Origin of the sequence: Bradyrhizobium sp. SZCCT0148, from assembly GCF_018129985.1 — a bacterium.
GTDB classification, from domain to species: domain Bacteria; phylum Pseudomonadota; class Alphaproteobacteria; order Rhizobiales; family Xanthobacteraceae; genus Bradyrhizobium; species Bradyrhizobium japonicum_H.
In genome coordinates, this window is sequence record NZ_JAFCKT010000001.1 from 302,996 (window position 1) to 328,169 (window position 25,174).

The window sequence follows — 25,174 nt, forward strand, 5'->3', positions numbered from 1 at the left end:
ATGAAACGTCTCAATATCCTGCGACGGTGGTTTGCGCGGAAGCTGGGCTTTGCGCGGCTGATGTGCCTCGCGCTGCTGGTCGTGTTCGCCGGCGCCCGCCTGTGGGATCCGCCGCCGATCCAGGAATTGCGGCTGCGCACCTTCGACATGTTTCAGCTGATCGATCCGCGCCACAAGACGGCGCGGCCCGTCGTCATCGTCGACATCGACGACAAGAGCCTCGCCAGGCTCGGCCAGTGGCCGTGGCCGCGTACGCGCATCGCCGATCTGATCCAGAACCTCACCAATAGCGGCGCTGTGGCGATCGGTTTCGACGTGGTATTCTCCGAACCCGACCGGCTCAACCCGGATCTGGTCGCGAGCCAGATGCGCTATCTGGACGACGCCACCCGCACCAAGCTGCGCGAGCTGCCGAGCAACGACCAGGTCCTCGCCGACGCGATCAAGCGCTCCCGCGTCGTGCTGGGCGAGACCGGGTTGCCGGAGGTCCTGTCCGAGCTCGACAAATCGCTTCCGTTCACGGGGGTGGCCACGGTCGGGGAGGAGGGCGCCGAGCGCTTCCTGTTCGAATTCCCCGGTCTGCTCCGCAACGTGCCGATCATCGAGAAGATCGCGGCCGGTCGCGGGCTGTTCTCGATCCGGACCGAGCGTGACGGACTGATCCGCCGCGTGCCGATGATCATGCGCGCCCAGGGCAACATCATGCCCTCGCTCAGCCTCGAGATGTTGCGCGTCGTCACGGGGACCCCGACCTTGCTGGTCCGCACCGACAAGGCCGGCATCAGGTCGATCCGGCTCAAGGGGGCGGAGATTCCGACCGACAAGAACGGTCAACTCTGGGTGCACTATGCCCGGCGGGATCCTTCGATCTACGTGTCCGCGGTCGACGTGCTCGACAATAGCCTGGCGCCTTCCAGGATCGCCGGCAAGCTGGTGCTGGTCGGCACCTCCGCGGGCGGATTGAACGACATCAAGACAACGCCGGTCTCGCGGGCCATGCCGGGGGTCGAGATCCACGCCCAGGTGCTGGAAAGCGTGCTGAGCGGCGCGGTGATCTCCCAGCCGAACTATGCCCTCGGCGTCGAGTTGCTCGCCGCGCTCTTCATCGGCATCCTGGTGATCATCTTCACGCCGAATCTCGGCCCAGTGCGCCTGGTGCTCGCGGGTGCGACCTTCGCCGCCATCCTGATCGGCGTGTCCTGGTTCTTCTACGCGCAGTACCGCTACCTCATCGATTTTACCTATCCGCTGCTCTCGACCACGGCGGTGTATCTGACGCTGATCTTCGCCAGCTTCGTGCGCGAGCAGCGCCAGCGCGTGCAGATCCGCGGACAGTTCGCGCAATACATGTCGCCGGTCCTGGTCGAGCAACTGGCGCAGTCGCCGGAGAAGCTCGTGCTCGGCGGCGAGGAGCGCGAGATGACGATCATGTTCTCGGACGTGCGCGGCTTCACCACGATCTCGGAGAGCTACAAGCATGACCCGCAGGGCCTGATCGCGCTGATGAACCGGTTCCTGACGCCGCTGACCGACGTGATCATCGAGCGGAAGGGCTATATCGACAAATACATGGGCGACGCCATCATGGCGTTCTGGAACGCGCCGCTCGACGATCCCGAGCACGAGGTCAACGCCTGCGAGGCCGCGATCCAGATGCTCGAGCAGATCGACGCGGTCAACAAGGAGCGCGAGCTGGAGGCCGCCGAGGGCGGCCATGTCTACATCCCCCTCAATGTCGGCATCGGCCTCAACACCGGCATCGGCGTGGTCGGCAACATGGGCTCGGACCTGAAGAAGAACTATTCGGTGCTCGGCGACAGCGTAAACCTGGCTTCACGACTGGAAGGCCAGTCGAAGGAATACGGCTTTCCCATCATCGTGGGATCCAGGACTGCGCTTGCCGCCAAGGACAAGTTCGCGATCCTCGAGCTCGACTTCATCATGGTCAAGGGCAAGACCGAGCCCGAGGTGATCTACGCCATCGCCGGCCGCGAGGACGTGATGCATTCGGCCGCCTTCCAGCGCCTGCGCAACATCACCATCGAGACGCTCGCCTGTTACCGCGCCCGCGACTGGCAGGGCGCACTCGATGCGATCGAACGCGGCCGCCGCAGCGAGGATGCCGACACGCTTGAAAAACTGTTCGGGCTCTACGAGGCCCGCATCAAGGATTTCCAGCTCAATCCACCGCCGGAAGGGTGGAACGGGGCGTACGCACTGCTGACGAAGTAAGGCGACGTCCCCGCTTTCGTAGGGTGGGCAAAGCGAAGTGCCCACCGTTTAGTTGCGATGAAGAGCGAATGGTGGGCACGCTTCCGCTTTGCCCACGCTGCGGCAGCGGTGTTGGCCGCCCCTCACTCCATCCCGATCGTCGTCAGATCCTGGAACCAGTGCTGCGCCTGCACGAACTGCTTGATTTTCGGCGACAGCGCGTGCGGGTTGGTGTCGTGGACGACCCAGACCAGCGTGGCGTCGTCCACGATCAGCGCATGCGCCTGCGCCAGCAATTCGTCCTGCTTGGCGCTGTCGAATGTCTGCTTGGCTTCGTCGATCAGCGCATCCACCTTCGGGTTCTTGTAGCCGCCCCAGTTGACGCCGACCGGCGCGATCTGGCCGGAATGGAAGAAGCGGACGATGGCGTAGAGCGGATCCGAGGTGACATAGGCGATGTTGTTGGCGGTGATGCCGGCGTTCATCTCGTCCGCCGCACCCTTGCGCCAATGCGTATAGAGCGTCTCGAGCTCGACGACCTTGAAGTCGATGTCGATGCCGATCTCCTTGAAGCTCTGCTGCAGGAATTCGTTCATCGGCAGCGATAGCATCTGGCCGGTGCCGCCCTGCGCGATGATGAAGGTGGTCTTCAGCGGCTTGGCCTTGGAGTAGCCGGCCTCTTCGACCAGCTTCTTGGCGGCAGCTAGATCATACTTGATGTCGAAGCTCGGCTTGCCGAACCAAGGGCTCGACGGGTCGACCTGGCCCTTGGCGGGTTTTGCGAGGCCGTTCATCAAACCGACGACTTCATCGCGGTTGATTGCGAGGTTCAGCGCCTTGCGTAGCCGGATATCGGTCCAAGGCGAGCCGGGGAGCACGCTGAGATGATAATTCCAGACATGCGGCGTGACGTTGTCGACCATCTTCATGCCGGCGGCTTTCAGCTGCGGCACGGCATCCGGCGCCGGCGTCTCGATCAGGTCCACCTGTCCGGCGAGCAGGGCGTTGGTGCGCGTCAGCGCTTCGGGCATCGGCACCAGCACGAGCTTGTCGACCTTGGGAATGCGCTTCTTGTTCCAGTAGTCCGGATTCTTGCTGAGCTCGGCGAGCTCGCGCGGCACCAGCTTGGTCAACTTGAACGGGCCGGTACCGGACGGCTGGCTGGCGAACTTGTCCCAATCCTTGCCGAGCTTGTCATATTGCGCCGGGCTCGACACCAGGAACCACAGCATCTGGTAGGGGAAGAAGGAATCGATCGCCTTGGTGGTGATCTCCACGGTGAGGTCATCGATCTTGGCGTAGCCTGCAACCGAGGGCAGACGGGTCTTCACCTGCGCGCTCTGCCGCTTGTCGAATTGCGGCGCCTTGTCGTTGAGCACCTTGTCCAGGTTCCAGATCACCGCGTCGGCATTGAACTCGCTGCCGTCGTGAAACTTGACGCCCTTGCGCAACGTGAAGCGCCATTTGGTCTTGTCGGTATCGTCAACCTTCCACTCGGTCGCAAGCCCCGGCACCAGCTTGCCTGGGCGATCGGCGACATCCATTTCCCAAGCGACCAGCGGATCGTAGATCGTATAGGCCGTGAATTGATAGGCGCCGGCGCCGCGATCGGGCTGCCCCGTGGTCAGCGGGATGTCCGCCATCGAGATGCCGTAGCGCACCACCGTTTCGGCGCGCGCCGAGATTGCGGACAACGCCAGTGCAAGCACGGCGAAACAAATCGATAGACGAGTACGCATAATCCAGAGCTCCCAGGGGATTTCGAGAGCTGAACCTGCAATCTTGATGCCAGAATAGGCAGTGCCGCACGTGCACCCGCCTCCAGTTCCTAAGGACTTGTCGCCGCAGGGCCAAATCGCAGAATAAGTTTTTCTTTGGCATAGCCATTGCATACGATTGCATCAAAAATAGTCATTGAAGCCGGAAAAGGATTGAGGCGATGCTTATGAAGAAGACCACACGCGCGGCATTGATCGCGGTGCTCGCTCTAACCACGGCGGCTGCTTGGCCGCGTGCTGTCAGCGCCGAGACCGTGCTGCGCATCGGCATGACCGCTGCCGATATTCCGCGCACGCTGGGCCAGCCCGACCAGGGCTTTGAGGGCAACCGCTTCACCGGCCTCACCATGTACGACGCGCTGACCGGCTGGGACCTGTCCTCCGCCGAGAAGGCGAGCGTTGTGATTCCCGGCCTCGCGACCGAATGGAAGGTCGACGATGCCGACAAGACCAAATGGACCTTCAAGCTGCGTCCCGGCGTCACCTTCCACGACGGTTCGCCCTTCAATGCCGATGCGGTGGTGTGGAACGTCGAGAAGGTGCTGAAGCAGGACGCCCCGCAGTTCGACGCCAGCCAGGTCGGTGTCACGGCCTCGCGCATGCCGACGCTGGCCTCTGCCAGGAAGATCGATGACATGACGGTCGAGCTCACCACCAAGGAGCCCGACAGCTTCCTGCCGATCAACCTCACCAATCTGTTCATGGCAAGCCCGGCGAAGTGGCAGCACTTCTATGAGAAGGCAGAAGGCGCCGATGCCAAGGCGAAGTCGCAGGCCGCATGGACTGCGTTTGCCAAGGACGCCGCGGGCACTGGCCCGTGGAAGATGGCGAGCTTCACGCCGCGCGAACGGCTCGAGCTCGTGAAGAACGCGAGCTATTGGGACAAGGCGCGCGTGCCGAAGGTCGACAAGATGGTCCTGGTCCCGATGCCGGAAGCCAACGCCCGCACCGCGGCGCTGCTTTCCGGGCAGGTCGATTGGATCGAGGCGCCGGCGCCGGACGCGCTGCCCGAGTTGAAGCAGCGCGGCTTCAAGCTCTACGCCAACGAGCAGCCGCATGTCTGGCCGTGGCAGTTCTCGCGCATCGAAGGCTCGCCCTGGAACGACATCCGCGTCCGCAAGGCCGCCAATCTCTGCGTTGATCGCGAGGGCCTCAAGGACGGCCTGCTCGCCGGCCTGATGGTGCCCGCGACCGGCTCGTTCGAGCCGGGCCATCCCTGGCGCGGCAAGCCGACCTTCGAGATCAAGTACGACAAGGCGGCGGCGCAGAAGCTGATGAAGGAGGCCGGCTTCGGTCCCGACAAGAAGCTGGCCGTCAAGGTGCAGACCTCGGCCTCCGGCTCGGGCCAGATGCAACCGCTGCCGATGAACGAATATCTCCAGCAGGCCCTCGCCGAATGCTATTTCGACGTGAAGCTCGACGTCATCGAGTGGAATACGCTGTTCACCAACTGGCGCCGCGGCGCCAAGGATGCTTCGGCCAACGGCTCGAACGCGACCAACGTCACCTACTCGGCGATGGATCCGTTTTTCGCGCTCGTTCGCTTCCTGCAGTCGAGCATGGCGCCGCCGGTCTCGAACAATTGGGGCTTCATCAACGATCCCAAGTTCGACGAGCTGGTGAAAAAGGCCCGGCAGACCTTCGACCCCACCGCGCGTGACGCCGCGCTCGCCGAGCTGCACGCCGCCTCCGTCGATGACGCCGCCTTCCTCTACGTCGCCCACGACGTCGGTCCCCGCGCGATGAGCCCGAAGATCAAAGGCGTCGTGCAGCCGAAGAGCTGGTTCATCGACTTCTCGCTGGTGTCGATGCAGTAGTTTAAGCAACACACTCGGTGCACCCTCTCCCCTTGTGGGAGAGGGTGGCTTCGCGATAGCGAAGCCGGGTGAGGGGTCTCTTTCCGCGGATGACCCTCGCGCATTAGCAACGATTGTACCCGAGGACAGATACCCCTCATCCGGCGCCTCGCGCCACCTTCTCCCACAAGGGGAGAGGGGAAGAAAGAATCCGACGTGCTCGCCTACATCGCCAGACGCATCGTCTACGTCATTCCGATCGTCATCAGCGTCGCGCTGGTGTGCTTTCTGCTCGTGCACATCACGCCGGGCGATCCGCTGGTCGCGGTGCTCCCCGCAGATGCCTCGCAGGAGCTCGCGGCGCAGCTCCGGTCCGCCTATGGTTTTGATCGCCCGCTGCCCGTGCAATTCGGCTTGTGGCTGGTGCGCGCGCTGCACGGCGATCTCGGCAATTCCATCGCGACGGGACGCCCCGTGCTCGCCGAAGTCTTGCGCGCCGTCGGCAACACCGTCACGCTGGCGATTGCCGCCGCGATCATCGGCTTCACCATGGGCATCCTGCTCGGTCTGATCGCCGGCTATTTCCGCGAGACCTGGATCGACAAGCTCGCGACCTCCTTTGCCATCGCGGGCGTGTCGGTGCCGCATTACTGGCTCGGCATGGTGCTCGTCATCATCTTCTCGGTGCAGCTCAACTGGCTGCCCGCGGTCGGCGCCGGTCCGAACGGTTCCAACTCCTGGGCGTGGGATTGGGCGCATCTGAAATATCTCGTGCTGCCGGCGATCACGACGTCGGTGATTCCGATGGGCATCGTCACCCGCACGGTGCGCGCGCTGACCGGCGACATCCTCAGCCAGGATTTCGTCGAGGCCTTGCGCGCCAAGGGGCTGCATGAGCGCGGCGTGTTCCGCCACGTCATCAAGAACGCCGCTCCGACCGCGCTGGCGGTGATGGGGCTTCAATTGGGTTACATGCTCGGCGGCTCGATTTTGATCGAGACCGTGTTCTCCTGGCCGGGCTCGGGCTTCCTGCTCAACTCCGCGATCTTCCAGCGCGATCTGCCGCTGCTGCAGGGCACGATCCTGATCCTGGCGCTGTTCTTCGTGTTCCTCAATCTCATGGTCGACATCGCCCAAGCCGCGATCGACCCGCGCATCAAGCGGGGCTAGCCGATGAGCGAGCTTCCGTTGTCTGCCACCAGCGATGCCGCGCTCCAGGCCGCACCCGCCACCAAGGCGCGCGGCTATTGGGCGACCGTCGGCCGCCGCATCCGGCGCGACAAGGTCAGCATGGCCTGCGCGCTGGTGCTGCTGCTGATCTTCCTGTCCGCGATTCTCGCGCCATGGCTCGGCCTGGAAGATCCGTACAAGGGCTCGATGATCCGCCGCCTGCGCCACATCGGCACGGCAGGCTACCCGCTCGGCACCGACGAACTCGGCCGCGACATGCTGGCGCGCCTGATCTATGGCGGGCGGCTGTCGTTGGTGATCGGCATCCTGCCCGTGATCCTTGCGTTCTGCATCGGCACCTCGCTGGGTCTCGTCGCCGGATATGTCGGCGGCAAGCTCAACACCGCGATCATGCGCACGATCGACGTCTTCTACGCCTTTCCCTCGGTGCTGCTGGCGATTGCGATCTCCGGCGCACTCGGCGCCGGCATCCTCAATTCCATCGTGTCCTTGACGGTCGTGTTCGTGCCGCAGATCACCCGCGTTGCCGAGAGCGTCACCACGGGGGTGCGCAACATGGACTTCGTCGAGGCCGCGCGCGCTTCGGGCGCCGGGCCCTTGACCATCATGCGCGTGCACATCCTCGGCAACGTTCTTGGTTCGATCTTCGTCTACGCCACCAGTCTCATTTCGGTCTCGATGATTCTGGCGGCAGGTCTCTCCTTCCTCGGCCTCGGTACCAAGCCGCCGGAGCCTGAATGGGGCCTGATGCTCAACACGCTCCGCACCGCGATCTACATCAATCCATGGGTCGCCGCATTGCCGGGCGCCATGATCTTCGCGGTCTCGATCTGCTTCAACCTGCTCTCGGACGGCTTGCGCAGCGCCATGGACATCAGGAACTGAGATGATGATGACAGATGCGCAATGTGCTGCCGCGTTCTCCGTCCACCTCTCCCCGATGGGGAGAGTAAAGGACGGTGCCTATGAGTGAGAGCAACACCCCGGTCGCCATGCTGGAGCCGATCAAAGACCTCGGCGGCGTCGCGCAGCCGCTGCTGCAGGTCAACGGCCTGACGAAGCATTTTCCGGTACGCGGCGGCCTGTTCGCCGCGAAGCGAACCGTGCGCGCCGTCGACAACGTGTCCTTCTCCGTCGCCAAGGGCGAGACCGTCGGCATCGTCGGCGAATCCGGCTGCGGCAAGTCCACCACCGCACGGTTGTTGATGCATCTGATGCCGCGCGACACCGGCGACATCATCTATGACGGCATGACGGTCGGCCAGTCGCTCTCCTTGCGCGAATTGCGCCGCGGCATGCAGATGGTGTTCCAGGACTCCTATGCCTCGCTCAATCCACGCCTGACGATCGAGGAATCGATCGCCTTCGGCCCGAAGGTGCACGGCATGGCCGACGGCGCGGCGCGCACCCTGGCGCGCGAACTGCTCGGCAAGGTCGGCTTGGTCCCTGCAAACTTCGCCAACCGCTATCCGCACGAGATCTCCGGCGGCCAACGCCAGCGCGTCAACATCGCGCGCGCGCTGGCGCTCTCGCCGCGGCTGGTGATCCTGGACGAAGCCGTCTCCGCGCTCGACAAATCCGTCGAGGCGCAGGTACTCAACTTGCTGGCGGACCTCAAGCGCGAATTCGGGCTCACTTATCTTTTCATCAGCCACGACCTCAACGTCGTGCGCTACATCAGCGATCGCGTGCTGGTGATGTATCTCGGAGAAGTCGTCGAGCTCGGCCCGGTCGACCAGGTCTGGGATAGCCCCGCGCATCCCTACACGCGCGCACTCCTCGCGGCGATGCCGTCGTCCGACCCCGACAGGCGTACCGAGCAGCCGCCGATCACGGGCGATCCGCCCAATCCGATCGATCCGCCCCCGGGCTGCCGCTTCCATACCCGTTGTCCGTTTGCGGAGCCGCTCTGCGCAAATGCGACACCAAAGCTCGTCGCGCTCGATAAGATGGGCCACGAGGCCGCGTGCTACATGGCGATACCGGGTTCAGGCCATAGCCGCGCGCCCAGGGAGAACACCGCATGACGAGACCAACACCGAAAGAGATCAAGCTGATCGCGCAGATCGCCGGGGTCCCCGTCGATGACGAGATCGCGACGCGCATCTCCAGTTCCATCGGGCCCGCCTTCGAGGGCTTCGCGGCTATCGCCGGCACGCTGCCGTTCGATCTCGAGCCCGCGCTCTATCCGGTCGTGCAGGCGCAGAAGGTGTCGAAATGAGAACCGAGCCTGCATTGATGACGCTTGCCGAGGTCGCGCGCGCGATCGCGATGAAGCAGGTGTCCTCGCATGAGGTGACGCGCGCGCTGCTGCACCGTGTCGCGCAGTGGCAGCCGCATCTCAACGCCTTCATGTCGATTGAGGCCGAGGCTGCATTGAAGGCGGCGGATGCCGCCGATGCCGAGCTGGCCAAGGGCGATGTCCGTGGCCCCCTGCATGGCGTGCCGCTCGCTCACAAGGACATGTATTACGATGCCGGCCACGTCGCCACCTGCGGATCGCTGATCCGCCGCGATTTCGTGCCGACCGTGACCTCCACGGCGTTGCAGCGGTTGAAGGACGCCGGCCAGATCAGGCTCGGCACGCTGCATCTGGCCGAATTCGCCTATGGCCCGACCGGGCATAACGCCCACTACGGCCCGGTGCGCAATCCCTGGAATGTCGCCCACATCACCGGCGGCTCCTCGTCCGGCTCCGGCTCGTCGGTCGCAGCGCGCCTGACGTTTGCGGCGCTCGGCTCCGACACTGGCGGCTCGATTCGCATGCCCGCGCATTTCTGCGGCGTCACGGGGTTGAAGACGACCTGGAGCCGCGTCAGCCGCGCCGGCGCGATGCCGCTGTCGCAATCGCTCGACACCGTCGGCCCGCTTGCCCGCACCGCGGAGGATTGTGCGCTGTTGCTGGCGCTGATGGCCGGCCCCGATCCGGCGGACTCGACCTGCAGCCACGAGCCCCTGTCGGATTATGTCGGCGCGACCAAGGGCTCGCTGAAGGGCCTCAAGATCGGTGTGCCCACCTCGTTCTATGTCGACGATCTCGACGCCGAAGTCGCGCGCGTGCTGGACGAGACCATCGCGGTGCTCAAGCGCGAAGGCGCCGACATCGTCAAGGTCGAGTTGCCGGACCAGCGGCAATTGTCCTCGGCGAGCCAGCTCGTGCTCGCGGCCGAAGCTGCCGCCTTCCACAAGCGCTGGATGATCGAACGGCCGCAGGATTACGGTCCGCAGGTGCTGATGCGGCTGCAGAACGGTCTTGCCGTTCCCGCCATCACCTATCTCGAGGCGATGCGCTGGCGCGGGCCCGCGCTCGCGGCGCACAATGCAGCGACAGCAGGCGTCAATGCGGTGATCGCGCCGGCATCCCCAGTGCCTGCACCGACGATCGAGGAGAGCGATGTCGGCGGCGGCCCGAACGCGCCGGCGATGGTGCAGCGGCTGACGCTCTTCACCCGCCCGGTGAACTTCCTCGGCCTGCCGTCGCTCACGGTCCCCTCCGGTTTTACAAAAGGCGGCCTGCCGGTCGGCATGCAGCTCATCGGCCGCTCGTTTGATGAGGCGACCCTGCTCACCATCGGCGCCGCCTTCCAGCGCGTCACCGATTTTCACGATCGACTGCCGAAACTGCCGTCATGACAAACCTCGTCGAGATTTCAGGCCTCAACATCCGCTTCACCGGCGAGCGCACGGTCTATGCCGTGAACGACCTCAGTCTGTCGCTGGGCAACAGCGAGGTGCTAGGCCTGCTCGGCGAATCCGGCTCGGGCAAGAGCGTGACCCTGCGCGCGCTGATGCGGCTGTTGCCGAAGAAGCGCACGCAGATATCGGGCAGCGTCAACGTCATGGGCCGCGACGTGCTCGCCATGAACGAGGAGGAGTTGTCGTCGTTCCGCGGCCAGACCGTGTCGATGATCTTCCAGGAGCCGGCGTTGGCGCTGGATCCGGTCTACACCATCGGTGCGCAGATCGCCGAGAGCGTCGTGCGTCACGAAGGCAAGAGCTACGCAGATGGCAGGGCGCGTGCGCTCGAGATGCTCGAGGTCGTGCGCATTCCGTCCGCGAAGCGCCGGCTCGACGTTTATCCGCACGAGATGTCCGGGGGCATGCGCCAGCGCGCGATGATTGCGCTGGCGCTGGCCTGCCGGCCCAAGATCCTGCTGGCCGACGAGCCGACCACCGCACTCGATGCCACCGTGCAGATCCAGATCCTGCTGTTGCTGCGCGAGCTGCAGCGCGAGTTCGGCATGTCCGTCATCTTCGTCACCCACGACATTGGCGTGGCGATCGAGATCTGCGACCGGGTCGCGGTGATGTATGCCGGGCAGATCGTCGAGCAGGGCACGCTTCGCGACATCGTCCGCACCCCCGTGCATCCCTATGCCAAGGGCTTGCTCGCCTCGACCATTCACGGCGCCAAGCGTGGCGCGCGGCTCGAAACCATCCCCGGCACGCCGCCCTCGCTGGCCGAGAAGCCCCACAACTGCTCCTTCGCCCCGCGCTGCGCCGTGGCGCAGCCTCGTTGCCTGGAGCAGTTGCCTGCCAATGTGGCAGTCGGGCCGGGCCGGGCGGCGCGGTGCGTGCTGGCGGAGCAGGCGGCGGCACTGTCATAATCTTGAGCGCTGCCGCCGCTGCTCTCCCTCCTTTGAAATTCCGCTGCGGCAACACCGGGTTGTCACAATTCACCGGGGACGGCAGGCGAACGACGGTCCACTGTGCATGGGGTTGTTTTACGACTTTTTGGTCGGAGCCCGCTGAAGCGATACCATTCACACCCCATTCATCGCGGTTCCCGTTCCATGCGGCCTTTCATGGAGAGGGACCTCACCGATGCACATTTCCAACGAAGGCCTACTCGTCATCCTGTTCGTCGGCCTCGTCGCCGGTTGGCTTGCCGGCAAGATCGTGCGTGGCGCAGGCTTCGGGATCATCGGCGATATCGTCATCGGCATCTGCGGCGCGCTGGTCGCGAGCCTTCTTTTTCCAAAGCTCGGCATTCGCATCGGCACGGGTCTGGTGTCCGAGATCGTTTATTCGGCCATCGGCGCGGTCATCCTGCTGCTGGTGGTGCGGCTGGTGCGTGGCGGCGGCCGGCTTTAGCAGCTGTCCGGCTCGACCGACCGGAACTGGCCGCCTCTCCCGGACCGGGAGGGGCGGCCGCTTTGCACCAAAAAGCCGCAAAGACTGTGAAATACCGGGCTTGCGCACCGGGCCGCCACGGGTAGATGTGGCGCATCGGGGTTCGCGATGCACCCCGGCGTTGGACGCAGTGCCAATGGGATGTTAATTCGGGGCGCGTACCCTGAATTGCTTATGAAATCAGGGGCCCTGGCCCCCACCTGAAAGAGATCAGACTGATGGCAGCCGGTCCCGGCGTCCGCCGTTCAGAGCTCGGTGACGCCTTGCGCGCCTGTCGCACGGCGTTCATCGGCGTCGGCTTGATGAGCTGCATGATCAACCTGCTCTATCTGACCGGGTCGATCTTCATGCTGGAGGTCTACGATCGGGTGCTGCCGAGCCGCAGCGTTCCGACCCTGGTCGGCCTCATCATCCTCGCCAGCTTCCTTTATATGGCGCAGGGCGTGCTCGACATGATCCGCAACCGGATCCTGGGGCGGATCGGCACCGCGCTCGACGAATCCCTCAACAAGCGCGTGTTCGACACCATCGTCCGCCTGCCGCTTCTGGTCGGCAGTCGCAACGAAGGCCTCCAGCCGCTGCGTGATCTCGACAACGTCCGCTCCTTCCTCGGCGGCATGGGGCCGAGCGCGTTCTTCGACTTGCCCTGGCTGCCGCTCTATCTCGCCATCTGCTTCGCCTTCCACGTCATGATCGGCGTCACCGCGCTCGTCGGCGCCGTCATCCTGGTCGGGCTGACGCTGGTCACCGAGTTCATGTCCCGCCAGCCGGCGAAAGACGCGATGGGCCTTGCCGCGCAGCGCAACGATCTCGCGCAGGCCAGCCGCCGCAACGCCGAAGTGATGGTGTCGATGGGCATGGCCGGCCGGATGAACGCGCGATGGAGCGAGGCCAACGAAAAATATCTCGCCGGCAATCAGCGCGCGAGCGACGTCGCGGGCGGTCTTGGGGCGGTCGCAAAGGTGCTGCGCATGATGCTGCAGTCGGCCGTGCTCGCGGTCGGCGCCTATCTCGTCATCCACCAGGAGGCGACCGCCGGCATCATCATCGCCGGCTCTATCCTGTCGGCCCGCGCGCTGGCGCCGGTCGATCTTGCCATTGCGCACTGGAAATCCTTCGTCGCGGCCCGCCAGAGCTGGCACCGCCTTACCCGCCTGCTGGAGCAGATGCCGGCGCAGACGATGCCGACCCAGTTGCAGGCGCCCACCAGCCGGCTCTCGGTCGAAGGTGTCGCCATGGTTCCGCCCGGCGACCAGCGCCTCATCGTGCAGGACATCACCTTCGCGCTCGTAGCCGGCAACGGTCTCGGCGTGATCGGCCCCAGCGGGTCCGGCAAGTCGTCGCTGATTCGCGCGCTGGTCGGGGTCTGGCAACCGGTCCGCGGCAAGGTGCGGCTCGACGGCGCGGCGCTCGATCAATGGTCGTCCGACATGCTTGGCCGGCACATCGGTTATCTGCCGCAGGACGTCGAATTGTTCGGCGGCACCATCGCCCAGAACATCAGCCGGTTCGATCCCGAGGCCACTTCCGATGCCATCATCGCCGCGGCCAAGGAGGCCGGCGTGCACGAGATGATCATCAAGATGCGCGAGGGCTACAACACGCAAGTCGGCGAGCAGGGAACTTCGCTCTCCGCAGGTCAGGCTCAGCGCGTGGCGTTGGCGCGCGCGCTCTACGGCAATCCTTTCCTGATCGTGCTCGACGAGCCGAACTCCAATCTCGACACCGAAGGCGACGAGGCGTTGACCCGCGCCGTTCGCGCCGCCCGCGAGCGCGGCGCCATCGTCGTCGTGGTCGCGCACCGCCCGATCGGCGTCGAGGCGGTCGATCAGGTCCTGGTGCTGCGCGACGGCCGCATGCAGGCGTTCGGCCCGAAGGAGCAGGTGCTCGCCCAGGTGCTGCAGCCGCGCGTGACCCCGCAGGCACCAATCAAGATCGTCAGCGAAGGCGGAGTGGCCAAGCCATGAGTACGATGGCCATTGGCGGCGCGAAGCCAGCCGCGAAGACCGTGCGCGAGTCGATCAAGTTCCACCTCCTGCTCGGACTTGGCATCGTGGTGGTCCTGGTCGTCGGTCTCGGCGGCTGGGCTTCGACCGTGCTGATTTCGGGCGCGCTGATCGCGCCGGGCCAGATCGTGGTCGAATCCAACGTCAAGAAGGTGCAGCATCCGACCGGCGGCGTGGTCGGCGAGGTGCGCGCCCGCGACGGCGACCTGGTCAAGGCCGGCGACATCGTGGTGCGGCTCGACGATACCGTGACCAAGGCAAATCTCGCCATCGTCACCAAGAATCTCGACGGCGCGCTGGCGCGTGCGGCGCGCCTGCAGGCCGAGCAGCGTGGTGTCGACAGGATCGAATTTCCGCAAGCTCTGCTCGATCGCGCCGGGGATACCGACGTCAAGCTGCTGCTCTCTGCCGAAACCAAGCTGTTCGACGTCCGCGTCAACGGCCGCGCCGGACAGAAGGCACAGCTGCGCGAACGCATCACCCAGCTCAACGAGGAGATCGCCGGCCTCAGCGCCCAGGAGAAGGCCAAGGACCAGGAGATCGCGCTGGTGCAGAACGAGCTCACCGGTGTGCGCGATCTCTACGACAAGCGTCTGGTGCAGCTTTCGCGCCTGACCCAGCTCGAACGCGACTCGGCCCGTCTCAACGGCGAACGCGCGCAGTACATCGCCTCGCGCGCCCAGGCCAAGGGCAAGATCACCGAGACCGAGCTCCAGATCATCCAGGTCGACAAGGACGTGGTAAGCGAGGTCTCCAAGGATTTGCGCGAGACCAATGACAAGATCGGCGAACTGATCGAGCGCAAGGTCGCGGCCGAAGACCAGCTTCGCCGCATCGACATCCGCGCGCCGCAGGACGGCATGGTGCTGCAATCCAACGTGCACACCGTCGGCGGCGTCGTCACCGCAGGCGACGCGCTCATGCTGATCGTGCCGCAGGCCGACGATCTCCAGGTCGAGGCCAAGGTCAATCCGGTCGATATCGACAAGCTCCAGATCGGCCAGAAGACGTTGCTGCGCCTCTCCGCGTTCAACCAGCGCACCACGCCCGAGCTCAACGGCCTCGTCAGCCGCGTGTCGCCCGACGTCACCACCGACCAGCGCACCGGGCAAAGCTACTATACCATCCGTGTCACGATGCCGGCCGAGGAGATCGCCCGTCTCGGCGACGTCAAGATGATCCCGGGCATGCCCGTGGAAGCCTTCGTCCAGACCGGCGATCGCACCATGCTGTCCTACCTGATGAAGCCGCTGCACGACCAGCTGATGCGGGCGTTCCGCGAGAAGTGACGCGCGAAAGGCTCTGGTAGGGTGCGGTAGGCGGAAGGAGTGGTGGTGGGTGACGCTGCGCTAACCCACCCTCGTGACTTCTTTGCTATAGTTCGACTCGAGCCTCAGCAACCCGGCAGTCGATCCATGCAATCCCCACCCACCATCGCCAAAGAATCCTTCTCCGACGCCTCACTTGCCGTGGCTCGGCTCGAAGAGATCTACGAGCGCAACACCCGATTTCTGCGCGACCGATTCGAAGCCTACGTCAACGGCGAGGCGGTCACGACACGGGTGCGGGCCTATTATCCATTCGTGCGCGTCACCACGGCGACGCATGCGCGGCTGGATTCGCGCCTCGCTTACGGCTTTGTTGCCGGCCCCGGCGTGCACGAGACCAGCGTGACGCGGCCGGATTTGTTTCGTACCTACCTGACCGAGCAGATCGGCCTCCTCATCCAGAATCACGGCGTGCCCGTCGAGATCGGCGAATCCGCCGAGCCGATTCCGATCCACTTCGCCTATCGCCGCGACATCAACATCGAAGCTGCGATCACGACGAGCGAGAATTCGCCTGTCGCGCGATCGCTGCGCGACGCGTTCGATGTGCCCGATCTCGGCACCATGGACGATTCGATTGCCGACGGCACCTTCGAGCTTCAACCCGGCGCGCCCGAGCCGCTGTCGCTGTTCCGCGCCGCCCGCGTCGATTACTCATTGCGCCGGCTCTATCATTACACCGGCACCGACCCCGAGCATTTCCAGAATTTTGTCATCTTCACCAACTACCAGTTCTATGTCGACGCCTTCGCGCAACTCTGCCAGCAGCGGCTCCAGGCGGGAGAGGCTGGCCTCGATGCCTTCGTCGCGCCCGGCAACGTCATCACGCGAAGCGGCGGTGCCACCAGCGGGGATGCACCGGCGCGAATGCCGCAGATGCCGGCCTTCCATCTGGTCGCGCCCGGCTATCGCGGCATCACCCTGATCAACATCGGCACCGGCCCGTCCAACGCGCGCAATGTCACTGATCATGTCGCCGTGCTGCGCCCGCATGCTTGGCTCATGCTCGGCCATTGCGCCGGTCTGCGCAACACGCAGCGGCTCGGCGACTACGTGCTCGCCCACGGCTATGTGCGCGAAGACCACGTGCTCGACCGCGAGCTGCCGCTCTGGGTGCCGATCCCGGCGCTGGCCGAGATGCAGGTCGCACTGGAAGAGGCGGTCGAGGACGTCACCGGCCTCGAAGGTTTCGAGCTCAAGCGCCTGATGCGCACCGGGACCGTGGCCAGCGTCGACAACCGCAATTGGGAGATCAGCGGGCCCGAGGTAATTCGCCGCCTGTCCCAATCGCGCGCGGTCGCGCTCGACATGGAATCGGCCGCGATCGCCGCCAACGGTTACCGCTTCCGGGTCCCCTACGGCACGCTGCTCTGCGTTTCCGACAAGCCGCTGCACGGCGAGATCAAGCTCGCGGGCATGGCCAGCGAATTCTACCGTCGCCGCGTCGGACAGCATCTCGAGATCGGGCTGAAGGCGCTGGAGCGGCTCAAGCAGCAGGAATCCGAGCGGCTGCATTCGCGAAAGCTCCGCAGTTTTGCCGAAGTCGCGTTCCAGTAGGAGCGAAGAATCTGTCTGCCGCTGACGAGCGGAGAGATCTTCAGCATTGTCCGGCGCGGGGCCGGGCCGGGACGACTTGATGCCACTGATGCGCGACAGGGTCATCGGCCATGACCTCGAACGGCTCGCCTTTCGCTTCACCATGCTGAGCGGCGACGAGATCGTGCAGTGCCAGATCAGCGACGCCGCGATGGATGAGCTCGCGGGAATGCAGGGTACAGAAAGCAGCGCGCGTCAGGCGCAGTTCCTGTCCCTGCGCGAGACCATCGAACGGATCGCGTCCGACATCTACGACGAGGCACCTCGGGTGCCGGGATATGTGGTGCGGATTTTCATGCGGCATTTGAGGCGGTGATCGTCCTACTCTTCGTCGTCATGCCCGAGCTTGGCCCGGGCATCCTCGTCTCTCCCGCGTGCCGCTTTGCGTGGATGGCCGGGACAAGCCCGGCCATGACGATCCTGCCTCCGGTCACCCCTCCAATTTCCTCAACAACAACTTCAACGCCGTCGCCGCGAACACCTGCATATTTGCAAGCCGGTCACTGCTTCCCGTCTCCAGCGTCATCACCTCCGTCACGGGTCCGCTCACCGCCATGCAGCTGTGGCCGGCGGCGTCGCCGTAGCGGTTTCCGGTGGGGCCGGCAGCTCCGGTCTCGGACAGGCCCCAGTCGGCGTTGAAGCGGCTGCGCATCTGGTCGGCCAGCAGTTGCGCGTAGGGCTCCGAAGAGGAGCGAAAGCCCTTCATTCCTTCGTCCGAAATATCCATCAGCACGCGCCTGGCATCGCGGGTGTAGACGACGGCCCCGCCGAGGTAATAGGCGGAGGCGCCGGGGACCGCGAGCAGGCTCGCCGAGATCAGGCCGCCGGTCGAGGATTCGGCCACCGCAATGGTCTGTTTGCGCGCGATCAGTTGGGCCGCGACCTGTTCCGCAATGCTGACGAGCTCTTTCATCCCTTGATCCTCTCCTGCCCCGCAACCGAGCTGCGCCTTCCTAGCATATGCCAATCGCCTTGGCCGAGTTGCGGACGACGGGCAGGCCTGCTTGAATGGCAGGCGCAAGACAGCGCGGTGAAGCGCTGCGCAAAGTAATGTCACGAGGAAACGCAACGAGGAGACGTGATGGCGTCCCTGATCGCCGGCGGGGTGGATTGCGACGTGCATCCGGCCGTGCCGCATCTGACCAGCCTGCTACCGTATTTGAACGACTATTGGCGCGATCAGGTGACGACGCGCGGCATGGTCGACCTCGTCTCGCAATCCTATCCGCAGAATTCACCGATCACGGCGCGGCCCGACTGGCGCCCCGAGAGCGGCAAACCGGGCGAAAGACTCGAGGACCTGCAGCGCCATGTGCTCGATGCCTTCCAGCTCGAGCTCGCCATCTGCAATCCGCTCTATGGCGTGCAGATGGTGTTCTCGGAAGATTTGCAGGCTGCCTTCTGCCGCGCGCTGAACGACTGGCTGGTGAAGGAGTGGCTCGATCGCGACAAGCGGCTGCGCGGCTCGATCGTAATCCCGACGCAAAGCGTCGAGAAGGCCGTGGCCGAGCTCGAACGCTGCGCGCAGGACAAGCGCTTCGTCCAGGTGTTGATGCTGGTGATGGGCGATACGCCGCTCGGCAAGCGCGCGCTGTGGCCGATCTATGAAGCGGCGGAACGGCTGGAGCTTCCCGTCGGCATTCACGCGGGTTCCGCCTATCACAATCCGCCGACCGCCGTTGGATGGGGCTCCTACCACATCGAGGACTATGTCGGTCAGGCTCAGGCGTTCCAGACCCAGCTCACCAGCCTGATCGTCGAGGGCGTATTTGCCAAATATCCGCGCCTGAAAATGGTCATGCTGGAATCCGGCGTCTCCTGGATCTCCCCCTATCTCTGGCGCTTGCACAAGTTCTGGCGCGGGGTGCGGATGGAGACGCCTTGGGTCGATCGCGCCCCGCTGGATATTGTGCGCAGCAACATCCGCTTCTCCTTGCAGCCATTCGATGCGCCGCCGGAGGCCGAGACATTAATTCGCCTGTTTGATCATATGCAGTCCGACGAATTGGTCCTATTCTCCACGGACTATCCGCACTGGCAGTTCGATGGCCAGGACGCGCTGCCCGAAGGTCTCACCCCCGATCTCGTGCGCAAGATCATGATCGAAAATCCGCATGCGACCTATCCCCGCCTGACATGAGCCCGCTGCCAAAGGAGGCAAGGCGATGAATATCCAATTCCGCGAGAGCCAAGAAGCCGCTTCCCCGCTGACCGTCAAAACCGCGATCGCGGACTGCGACATCCATCCGGCGCGCGCCACCCGCACCGAGCTCTATCCCTATCTTGCCAAGCGCTGGCAGCATCATCTCGAGATCTACGGCGTCCATGCCTATCAGGGCATGATGGAGGGCCCGCCCTATCCGAAGGCCCAGCCCAACGCCTCGCGCCGCGATGCCTATCCGCCAGAGGGCGGCCCGCAGGGCTCCTCGCTGTCGTTCATGCAGAAGCAGTTGCTCGATCCCAACAACGTGCAGCTCGGCGTCCTCAATCCGCTCAACACCGGGCAGGGCATCCGCAATCACGAGCTTTCGGCCGCGTTGTGCTCGGCGATCAACGACTGGCAGATCGACAAATGGACCAGCAAGGACAAGCGGCTGAAAGCGTCCATCGTCGTCGGCAATGAGGATGGGCTCTCGGCCGCCGCCGAAATCCGCGAGCGCGCCGGCGACAAGAATTTCGTGCAGGTGCTGCTGCTCAGCCGCAATGTCGAGCCGCTCGGCCAGCGCCGTTACTGGCCGATCTACCAGGCCGCGGAGGAAGCCGGCCTTCCCGTCGGCGTCCACGCCTTCGGCTTCGGCGGCAACCCCATCACGCCGTCGGGCTGGCCGTCCTATTACATCGAGGAGATGGTGGGCCATTCGCAGTGCCAGCAATCGGCACTGGCAAGCCTCGTGTTGGAAGGGGTGTTCGAGCGTTTCCCGAAACTGAAGATGGTGATGATCGAGGCCGGCTTCGGCTGGGCGCCGTCGCTGGCGTGGCGGCTCGACAAGGTCTGGCAGCGGCTCAGGAGCGAAGTGCCGCATGTGAAGCGGCCGCCGTCGGAATATATCCGCGAGCAGGTATGGTGGACCACGCAGCCGATGGAGGATCCTGAACGCCGCGAGGACCTGTTCGACGTCATCAACTGGATCGGCTGGGATCGCCTGCTGTTCGCGACCGACTATCCGCATTGGGATTACGACGAGCCGTCGCGCGTGCTGCCGGCCGGCGTCAGCGAGGCCAATCGCGAGGCGTTCTATCTCGGCAATGCGAAGAAGTTGTACGGAATAAGTTGATGGCGCGGCATGTGATCGCGCCGGTCGACGAGTTGCCGCCCGGCACGCGAAAGTTCCTGGAGATCGACGGACGGCCGATCGCGGTCTTCAACATCAAGGGCGAATATTTCGGTCTGATGAACCGCTGCCCGCATCAGGGCGCGGCGCTGTGCGAGGGCCCGTTGATCGGTCTTGCCCAGTCGAAGGAGCCCGGCGAGATCGAGTACACGAAGCTTGGCGAGATCATCCGCTGCCCCTGGCACGGTTGGGAGTTCGACATCCGCACCGGCCAGTCCTATTGCGATCCGCGCCGCTTCCGCGTGAAGGCCTATCCGGCCCACGTCGAGCCGGGTGCGAGCGTCGTGAAGGGGCCGTATGTCGCCGAGACGATCCCGGTGAGGGTCGAGAGCGATTACGTGGTTGTGGAGCTATAAGCCCGTCAGTCCGGGCTCGCTTCTTCGAGGCGTCAGCGAATGACGCCAAGCTAATGCCCCGCCACAGGCTCCGCCACCGCATCATACGTCGGCACCGCCTGGCCGCCGCCCCGATACACCGTCGCTGCCGCGATGATGCCGAGCACGGCCGCGAGCATCAGCCAATAACCGGGCGATGCCTTGTCGCCGGTATGCTCGATCAGCAAGGTCGAGGCGAACGGCGTGAAGGTGCCGAACAGCGCGGCGGCGAGCGCGAAGGCGAGCGAGAAGCAGGTGGTGCGGACATGCGCCGGCACGATCTCGACCAGCGCGCCGAGCATGGTGCCGCTGTAGACGCCGAAATAGAACGAGAACATCATCTCGACTGCGAGCAGCTTGCCGAAGCTCGGAGCCGCCACCAGCCAGTGCAGCGCCGGATAGGCCGTCACCAGCGACAGGCAGGCGATGGCGAGCAGCACCGGCTTGCGGCCGATGCGGTCGGACAGCGCGCCGCCGACCGGGTTCCAGAAGAAGTTGGCCACGGCAACGAGCAGCGTCACCAGCAGCGCCTCCTGCGTCGACAGCTTCAGCACGGTCTTGCCGAAGGTCGGCGTGTACACCGTGACGAAGTAGAACGTCGTGGTGGTCAGGATCGCGATCATCATGCCGAGGATGACGATGCGCCAGTTGGCGAGCGCGGAAGCGAACACCTCGCTGGCCGTCGGATGCTTCTTCATGGCGAGGAAGGCGGGCGTCTCCTCCAGTGTCCGCCGCAGGAAGAAGATCAGGGGGATGATCAGGCAGCCGACGAAGAAGGGAATGCGCCAGCCCCAGGCGGCGACGGTGTCGGCCGGCATCACCTCGGACAGAAGAAAGCCGATGATCGACGCCACGAAGATCGCGACCTGCTGGCTCGACGACTGGAACGACGTGTAGAATCCGCGATTGCCGGGCGTGGAGATCTCAGAGAGATAAACCGACACGCCGCCGAGTTCGACGCCCGCGGAGAAGCCCTGCAGCAAACGTCCGATCAGCACGATGATGGGCGCGGCGATGCCGATGGTCGCATAGCTCGGACAGAACGCGATGACGACGGTACCGATAGCCATGATCCCGAGCGTGACGATCAGGCCCTGGCGGCGGCCGATGCGGTCGATATAGGACCCGAGCACGATCGCGCCGACCGGCCGCATCAATGCGCCGAGCCAGAATACGCCGAAGGTGTTGAGCAGCGATGCCGTTTCGTCAGAGGACGGGAAGAACGCCTTGCCGATCGCGGCCGCATAGAAGCCGAACAGGAAGAAGTCGAATTGTTCGAGGAAGTTGCCTGAGGTGGCACGCAGGATCGCGCCGATGCGCGACTTGACCTCAGGCGGATTGGTTGCTGATCCAGCCATGGCATTGCTCCCTTCGAGACGTGGCCGGACCGGAACTCATTCACGGTAGGGCAACTGATCGATGCTGCGACAATCTGTCTCATCCCATCCCGCGCAGGACGTTGGGAGTCAATCCATTTTGCCGCGGAAGCTGATGAATTTTCAGGCTTTATTTTGCGCTGCAGCGAGCATCCATTGGCGAAATGCGGTCAGCTTCGGCGGTTCGCGGCGGCCCTCGGGTGCGACCAGGTAGAAGCCGGCATCGGCCGGCAGCGCGATCTTGAAGGGAACCACGAGGCGGCCCTTGGCGATGTCGTCCTTGACGTAGGAGGTCCGTCCCATCGCCACGCCGATGCCGTCGATCGCGGCCTGGATGGTCATGAAGATCATGTCGAAGGTGATGCCGGGCTGCCGCGCGATATCGGCCGGGAGTCCCGCCGCAGTCAGCCATAGCCGCCAATCGTCGCTGTTGGCGTTCGAGGTGTGCAGCAGCGGATAGCCCCGCAAATCCTCCGGTTGGCGCAGCGGCTTGTCGCCGCGCAGCAGCGACGGGCTACACACTGGAAACAGCTCATCCGCCATCAGCCAGTCGGCTCGCAGGCCGGGCCATTGGCCGCGGCCATAGCGAATGGCGGCATCGACATTGTCGCGCTGGAAATCGACCAGGCTGGTGGACGTGGTGATGCGCACCTCGATGCCGGGATGGCTTTCCTGAAAATCGGTCAGTCGCGGCAGCAGCCATTTTGCGGCGAGCGAGGCCAGCGTCGAGACCGTCAGTACCTTGTCGTCGTCCTTGCGCAGCAGACGATCGGTGGCCAGCCGGAGGTCGTTGAAGGCGGCGCGGACCCCCGGCAAATAGTCGCGCGCTTCCGGCGTCAGCGCCAGCGCGCGGTTCTGCCGGATGAAGAGGCGGATGCCGAGCTCCTCCTCGAGCCTGCGGATCTGATGGCTGATCGCGGTCTGCGTCACGTTCAACTCGGAGGCTGCCAGCGTGAAGCTGAGATGGCGCGCGGCCGCCTCGAACGCCCGCAATCCGTTGAGGGAGGGCAATCTGGCAGTCATCTGGCAGCAGGATACATGACGTTAATTCATGCGAAGAGGTACAAATTGTCGTTTGTGGCAGTGCACCAAGAAGGAGATATTGGCTCTCAAGTTAGCTCAAGGAGCTCAAAATGTCTACTTTGACCCACAGTTCGATGACAAATCATCATGCGCCCAGCTTGATCCAGCAGATCGGCGAGACCCTTCACGTCTGGCACGAGCGCTACCGCACCAGGCGCGAACTCGCCCACTGGACCGCGCGCGATCTCCAAGACGTCGGGCTGTCCTGGTCCGACGTCGCCTATGAGGCCGAGAAACCCTTCTGGCGGGCCTGATTGGCCGCCAGGCCGGCGCCGCCTGACAACAGGGGCGCCGGCGGTCCTTTTTCCTCCCGAGAACGTGTCATGGCCGCTCTTCGCCTGGAAGATCTGAAGCAATATTCGGACACGCTGCGCACGCGCGACGGCGCGGTGGTCAATGTCCGCTTCGTCGAGCCGCGCGATACCGACGAGCTGCAGCACTATTTCCGCTCCCTCTCGACCCGCTCCCGCTACAACCGCTTCTTCGGCGCCATCAGTGAGCTGCCGAACGGCCTGCTGCGCGACTTCCTCCAGATCGGTGAGCGCGAACGCTTCACCGTCGTCGCGACCATGATGGTCGATGGCTTCGAGACCATCGTCGCCGAGGCGCGTTACGCGCTGCATGCCGAAAGCGCGACGCTCGAATTCGGCCTGTCGGTCCATGATCGCTGGCAGGGCCGTGGCATCGCCACTGCGCTGATGAAGAATCTCGAATGCCGCGCCGCCGCGCTTGGCGCCGTGCGTATCTTCGGCGAGACGCTGCGCTCCAACGAGACCATGATCTTGCTCGCCCGCAAATCCGGCTTCGCCTTCGTCAATCACCCCGATGATTGGAAGCTGGTGCGCTTCGACAAGGAGATCAGCGTCGCGCCCAAAGGCATTCCCTGCGCCAGCTGGCGCCTCGCCGCTCTTTCCCGTCAGGCCGATAGCCCCTCAGCCTCGGTCTGACACAACTGCAGCCCGGCCTGGCCAAGCCAGAGCCGGGCATCTTTTTGCTTAGCGGTCTCTCTGCATCGTCATTCCGGGGCGCGCTCAGCGCGAACCCGGAAGCCATCACGACGCGCGTTTTGCGGTCGAATGGATTTCGGGGTCGATGCTGCGCATCGCCGCGGAATGACAGTCCTGTTTTGGAGCTACTTCCCCGTGAACACAGCTTTGCGCTTCTCGATGAAGGCCTGCACCGCCTCCTTGTGATCGGCGGTGGTGGTCAGGCGGATCAGCCGCTCGGCCTCGTGGTCTCGCGCGGTTTCGAAGTCGAACAGCACGGCCTCGTCGAGATTGTCTTTCATGTAGCGCAGCGCCAAACGCGGGCCCTCGGCAAGCGACTTTGCCAACGCAAAGGCTTCGGCCTGCAGTTTATTGTCAGGCACGACGCGGTTGACGAGGCCGATCGCCTCAGCGCGCGCGGCATTGACGCGATCGCCGGTGAACATCAGCTCCCGCGCCCGCGCAGTGCCGACCAGACGGGTGAGCAGCCAGGCAATGCCGTAATCACCGCTCAGCGCGATGCGGGCATAGCCGGTGGCGACGAAAGCCGATTGCGCGGCGATGCGGATGTCGCAGGCCATGGCGATGGCAAGCCCGGCGCCGACCGCGGGGCCGGGCAGGGCGGCGATGGTCGGCTTGCGCACAGACACCAGCGCGCCGGTGAGTAGCCGCTGTCGCTCCTGCAGATCGGCGATGCGATCTTCAAGCGGCATCTCGAGCTTTGCCTTGTCGCGATGCGCGCCCATGCCCTTGACGTTGCCGCCGGCGCAGAACGCTTCTCCCGCTCCCGTAATCAAGAGCGCGCCGACATTGCGATCCTCGCCGCAGCTCCGGATCATCGTGCGCAGCGCCGGGGTGAGCGCATCCGACAGTGAATTGCGCGCCTCCGGCCGGTTCAGCGTGATGATCGCGACGCGATCGCGGATGACGCAGAGGAGCTCGCTGGTGCCGGTGTCGATGGTGGTTTCCGTGGTCATTGTTCCT

Annotated in this window: 23 protein-coding genes; 18 read left to right on the plus strand and 5 right to left on the minus strand. The window is 64.5% G+C overall.

The genetic code is table 11. The features are described 5' to 3' along the window. Positions 1-2,232, plus strand: coding sequence for a CHASE2 domain-containing protein (locus JQ580_RS01475; RefSeq protein ID WP_212277980.1), 2,232 nt, complete (start codon positions 1-3; stop codon positions 2,230-2,232). Positions 2,233-2,354: 122 nt separating this feature from the next. Here the strand turns inward: JQ580_RS01475 and JQ580_RS01480 are convergent, their stop codons facing one another. Further along, positions 2,355-3,950: an ABC transporter substrate-binding protein gene (locus JQ580_RS01480; RefSeq protein WP_212277981.1), complete on the minus strand. Its 1,596-nt coding sequence runs from the start codon at positions 3,948-3,950 to the stop codon at positions 2,355-2,357. 200 nt (positions 3,951-4,150) lie between these two features. Here JQ580_RS01480 and JQ580_RS01485 point away from each other — a divergent pair, with 200 nt between their 5' ends. From JQ580_RS01485 to JQ580_RS01540, 12 genes are all read left to right on the plus strand, one after another. After that, on the plus strand, positions 4,151-5,806 hold the full coding sequence (locus JQ580_RS01485; protein ID WP_212277982.1) for an ABC transporter substrate-binding protein: 1,656 nt from the start codon (positions 4,151-4,153) through the stop codon (positions 5,804-5,806). A 195-nt stretch (positions 5,807-6,001) separates the two neighbouring features. Further along, the gene (locus JQ580_RS01490) at positions 6,002-6,955 is read left to right on the plus strand and encodes an ABC transporter permease (RefSeq protein WP_212277983.1); all 954 of its coding nucleotides are present in this window, start codon (positions 6,002-6,004) and stop codon (positions 6,953-6,955) included. 3 nt (positions 6,956-6,958) lie between these two features. Next, positions 6,959-7,861 (plus strand): ABC transporter permease, encoded by a 903-nt coding sequence (locus JQ580_RS01495; RefSeq protein ID WP_212277984.1) that lies wholly within the window; start codon positions 6,959-6,961, stop codon positions 7,859-7,861. 80 nt (positions 7,862-7,941) lie between these two features. Further along, complete coding sequence (locus JQ580_RS01500) at positions 7,942-9,003, plus strand: ABC transporter ATP-binding protein (RefSeq protein WP_212277985.1); 1,062 nt, start codon at positions 7,942-7,944, stop codon at positions 9,001-9,003. Next, the gene (locus tag JQ580_RS01505) at positions 9,000-9,197 is read left to right on the plus strand and encodes a hypothetical protein (RefSeq protein ID WP_212277986.1); all 198 of its coding nucleotides are present in this window, start codon (positions 9,000-9,002) and stop codon (positions 9,195-9,197) included. Before JQ580_RS01500 ends, JQ580_RS01505 begins: the two co-directional genes overlap by 4 nt. Continuing rightward, positions 9,194-10,609 carry an amidase gene (locus tag JQ580_RS01510; RefSeq protein WP_212277987.1) on the plus strand — a complete coding sequence of 472 codons (1,416 nt, stop codon included), beginning with the start codon at positions 9,194-9,196 and terminating at the stop codon, positions 10,607-10,609. The genes JQ580_RS01505 and JQ580_RS01510 overlap by 4 nt, the downstream gene beginning before the upstream one ends. Next, positions 10,606-11,583 (plus strand): ABC transporter ATP-binding protein, encoded by a 978-nt coding sequence (locus JQ580_RS01515; RefSeq protein WP_212277988.1) that lies wholly within the window; start codon positions 10,606-10,608, stop codon positions 11,581-11,583. Before JQ580_RS01510 ends, JQ580_RS01515 begins: the two co-directional genes overlap by 4 nt. Positions 11,584-11,800: 217 nt before the next feature. Further along, positions 11,801-12,070, plus strand: a complete 270-nt coding sequence (locus tag JQ580_RS01520) for a GlsB/YeaQ/YmgE family stress response membrane protein (RefSeq protein WP_106947916.1) — start codon at positions 11,801-11,803, stop codon at positions 12,068-12,070. A 257-nt stretch (positions 12,071-12,327) separates the two neighbouring features. Continuing rightward, on the plus strand, positions 12,328-14,076 hold the full coding sequence (locus tag JQ580_RS01525) for a type I secretion system permease/ATPase (protein ID WP_212277989.1): 1,749 nt from the start codon (positions 12,328-12,330) through the stop codon (positions 14,074-14,076). Beyond that, positions 14,073-15,404: an HlyD family type I secretion periplasmic adaptor subunit gene (locus JQ580_RS01530; RefSeq protein WP_212277990.1), complete on the plus strand. Its 1,332-nt coding sequence runs from the start codon at positions 14,073-14,075 to the stop codon at positions 15,402-15,404. The genes JQ580_RS01525 and JQ580_RS01530 overlap by 4 nt, the downstream gene beginning before the upstream one ends. A 126-nt stretch (positions 15,405-15,530) precedes the next feature. Continuing rightward, on the plus strand, positions 15,531-17,000 hold the full coding sequence (locus JQ580_RS01535; protein ID WP_212277991.1) for an AMP nucleosidase: 1,470 nt from the start codon (positions 15,531-15,533) through the stop codon (positions 16,998-17,000). Positions 17,001-17,079: 79 nt separating this feature from the next. Beyond that, a complete protein-coding gene (locus tag JQ580_RS01540; protein ID WP_212277992.1) occupies positions 17,080-17,355 on the plus strand; it encodes a DUF1488 family protein in 276 nt (91 codons plus the stop codon). Between the two features lie 114 nt (positions 17,356-17,469). On the opposite strand, the gene JQ580_RS01545 is transcribed toward JQ580_RS01540, so the two are convergent. Further along, positions 17,470-17,952: a CinA family protein gene (locus JQ580_RS01545; RefSeq protein ID WP_212277993.1), complete on the minus strand. Its 483-nt coding sequence runs from the start codon at positions 17,950-17,952 to the stop codon at positions 17,470-17,472. 168 nt (positions 17,953-18,120) lie between these two features. On the opposite strand from JQ580_RS01545, the gene JQ580_RS01550 reads away from it, so the two are divergent. From JQ580_RS01550 to JQ580_RS01560, 3 genes are read left to right on the plus strand one after another with little or no spacing between them, the layout of a single operon-like run. Next, positions 18,121-19,179, plus strand: a complete 1,059-nt coding sequence (locus JQ580_RS01550) for an amidohydrolase family protein (RefSeq protein ID WP_212277994.1) — start codon at positions 18,121-18,123, stop codon at positions 19,177-19,179. Positions 19,180-19,204: 25 nt separating this feature from the next. Continuing rightward, positions 19,205-20,314: an amidohydrolase family protein gene (locus JQ580_RS01555; RefSeq protein ID WP_166476270.1), complete on the plus strand. Its 1,110-nt coding sequence runs from the start codon at positions 19,205-19,207 to the stop codon at positions 20,312-20,314. Beyond that, positions 20,314-20,727, plus strand: a complete 414-nt coding sequence (locus JQ580_RS01560; RefSeq protein WP_212277995.1) for a Rieske (2Fe-2S) protein — start codon at positions 20,314-20,316, stop codon at positions 20,725-20,727. Before JQ580_RS01555 ends, JQ580_RS01560 begins: the two co-directional genes overlap by 1 nt. A gap of 50 nt (positions 20,728-20,777) precedes the next feature. On the opposite strand, the gene tcuC is transcribed toward JQ580_RS01560, so the two are convergent. Then, entirely contained in the window at positions 20,778-22,103 is a 1,326-nt protein-coding gene (gene tcuC, locus JQ580_RS01565) for an MFS transporter (protein WP_212277996.1), read from the minus strand. A 141-nt stretch (positions 22,104-22,244) separates the two neighbouring features. Then, on the minus strand, positions 22,245-23,144 hold the full coding sequence (locus JQ580_RS01570; protein ID WP_212277997.1) for a transcriptional regulator GcvA: 900 nt from the start codon (positions 23,142-23,144) through the stop codon (positions 22,245-22,247). 110 nt (positions 23,145-23,254) lie between these two features. On the opposite strand from JQ580_RS01570, the gene JQ580_RS01575 reads away from it, so the two are divergent. Next, positions 23,255-23,458: a DUF1127 domain-containing protein gene (locus tag JQ580_RS01575; RefSeq protein WP_212277998.1), complete on the plus strand. Its 204-nt coding sequence runs from the start codon at positions 23,255-23,257 to the stop codon at positions 23,456-23,458. A gap of 69 nt (positions 23,459-23,527) precedes the next feature. Beyond that, on the plus strand, positions 23,528-24,151 hold the full coding sequence (locus tag JQ580_RS01580) for a GNAT family N-acetyltransferase (RefSeq protein ID WP_212277999.1): 624 nt from the start codon (positions 23,528-23,530) through the stop codon (positions 24,149-24,151). 185 nt (positions 24,152-24,336) lie between these two features. Here the strand turns inward: JQ580_RS01580 and JQ580_RS01585 are convergent, their stop codons facing one another. Then, positions 24,337-25,167 (minus strand): enoyl-CoA hydratase, encoded by an 831-nt coding sequence (locus JQ580_RS01585; RefSeq protein WP_212278000.1) that lies wholly within the window; start codon positions 25,165-25,167, stop codon positions 24,337-24,339. Positions 25,168-25,174: the final 7 nt, after the last annotated feature.

Coding starts and splice junctions, on each gene's coding strand:
- JQ580_RS01475 (WP_212277980.1), top strand. CDS start 1: ATGAAACGTCTCAATATCCTGCGACGGTGGTTTGCGCGGAAGCTGGGC.
- JQ580_RS01480 (WP_212277981.1), bottom strand. CDS start 3,950: ATGCGTACTCGTCTATCGATTTGTTTCGCCGTGCTTGCACTGGCGTTG.
- JQ580_RS01485 (WP_212277982.1), top strand. CDS start 4,151: ATGCTTATGAAGAAGACCACACGCGCGGCATTGATCGCGGTGCTCGCT.
- JQ580_RS01495 (WP_212277984.1), top strand. CDS start 6,959: ATGAGCGAGCTTCCGTTGTCTGCCACCAGCGATGCCGCGCTCCAGGCC.
- JQ580_RS01500 (WP_212277985.1), top strand. CDS start 7,942: ATGAGTGAGAGCAACACCCCGGTCGCCATGCTGGAGCCGATCAAAGAC.
- JQ580_RS01505 (WP_212277986.1), top strand. CDS start 9,000: ATGACGAGACCAACACCGAAAGAGATCAAGCTGATCGCGCAGATCGCC.
- JQ580_RS01510 (WP_212277987.1), top strand. CDS start 9,194: ATGAGAACCGAGCCTGCATTGATGACGCTTGCCGAGGTCGCGCGCGCG.
- JQ580_RS01515 (WP_212277988.1), top strand. CDS start 10,606: ATGACAAACCTCGTCGAGATTTCAGGCCTCAACATCCGCTTCACCGGC.
- JQ580_RS01520 (WP_106947916.1), top strand. CDS start 11,801: ATGCACATTTCCAACGAAGGCCTACTCGTCATCCTGTTCGTCGGCCTC.
- JQ580_RS01525 (WP_212277989.1), top strand. CDS start 12,328: ATGGCAGCCGGTCCCGGCGTCCGCCGTTCAGAGCTCGGTGACGCCTTG.
- JQ580_RS01530 (WP_212277990.1), top strand. CDS start 14,073: ATGAGTACGATGGCCATTGGCGGCGCGAAGCCAGCCGCGAAGACCGTG.
- JQ580_RS01535 (WP_212277991.1), top strand. CDS start 15,531: ATGCAATCCCCACCCACCATCGCCAAAGAATCCTTCTCCGACGCCTCA.
- JQ580_RS01540 (WP_212277992.1), top strand. CDS start 17,080: ATGCCACTGATGCGCGACAGGGTCATCGGCCATGACCTCGAACGGCTC.
- JQ580_RS01545 (WP_212277993.1), bottom strand. CDS start 17,952: ATGAAAGAGCTCGTCAGCATTGCGGAACAGGTCGCGGCCCAACTGATC.
- JQ580_RS01550 (WP_212277994.1), top strand. CDS start 18,121: ATGGCGTCCCTGATCGCCGGCGGGGTGGATTGCGACGTGCATCCGGCC.
- JQ580_RS01555 (WP_166476270.1), top strand. CDS start 19,205: ATGAATATCCAATTCCGCGAGAGCCAAGAAGCCGCTTCCCCGCTGACC.
- JQ580_RS01560 (WP_212277995.1), top strand. CDS start 20,314: ATGGCGCGGCATGTGATCGCGCCGGTCGACGAGTTGCCGCCCGGCACG.
- tcuC (WP_212277996.1), bottom strand. CDS start 22,103: ATGGCTGGATCAGCAACCAATCCGCCTGAGGTCAAGTCGCGCATCGGC.
- JQ580_RS01570 (WP_212277997.1), bottom strand. CDS start 23,144: ATGACTGCCAGATTGCCCTCCCTCAACGGATTGCGGGCGTTCGAGGCG.
- JQ580_RS01575 (WP_212277998.1), top strand. CDS start 23,255: ATGTCTACTTTGACCCACAGTTCGATGACAAATCATCATGCGCCCAGC.
- JQ580_RS01580 (WP_212277999.1), top strand. CDS start 23,528: ATGGCCGCTCTTCGCCTGGAAGATCTGAAGCAATATTCGGACACGCTG.
- JQ580_RS01585 (WP_212278000.1), bottom strand. CDS start 25,167: ATGACCACGGAAACCACCATCGACACCGGCACCAGCGAGCTCCTCTGC.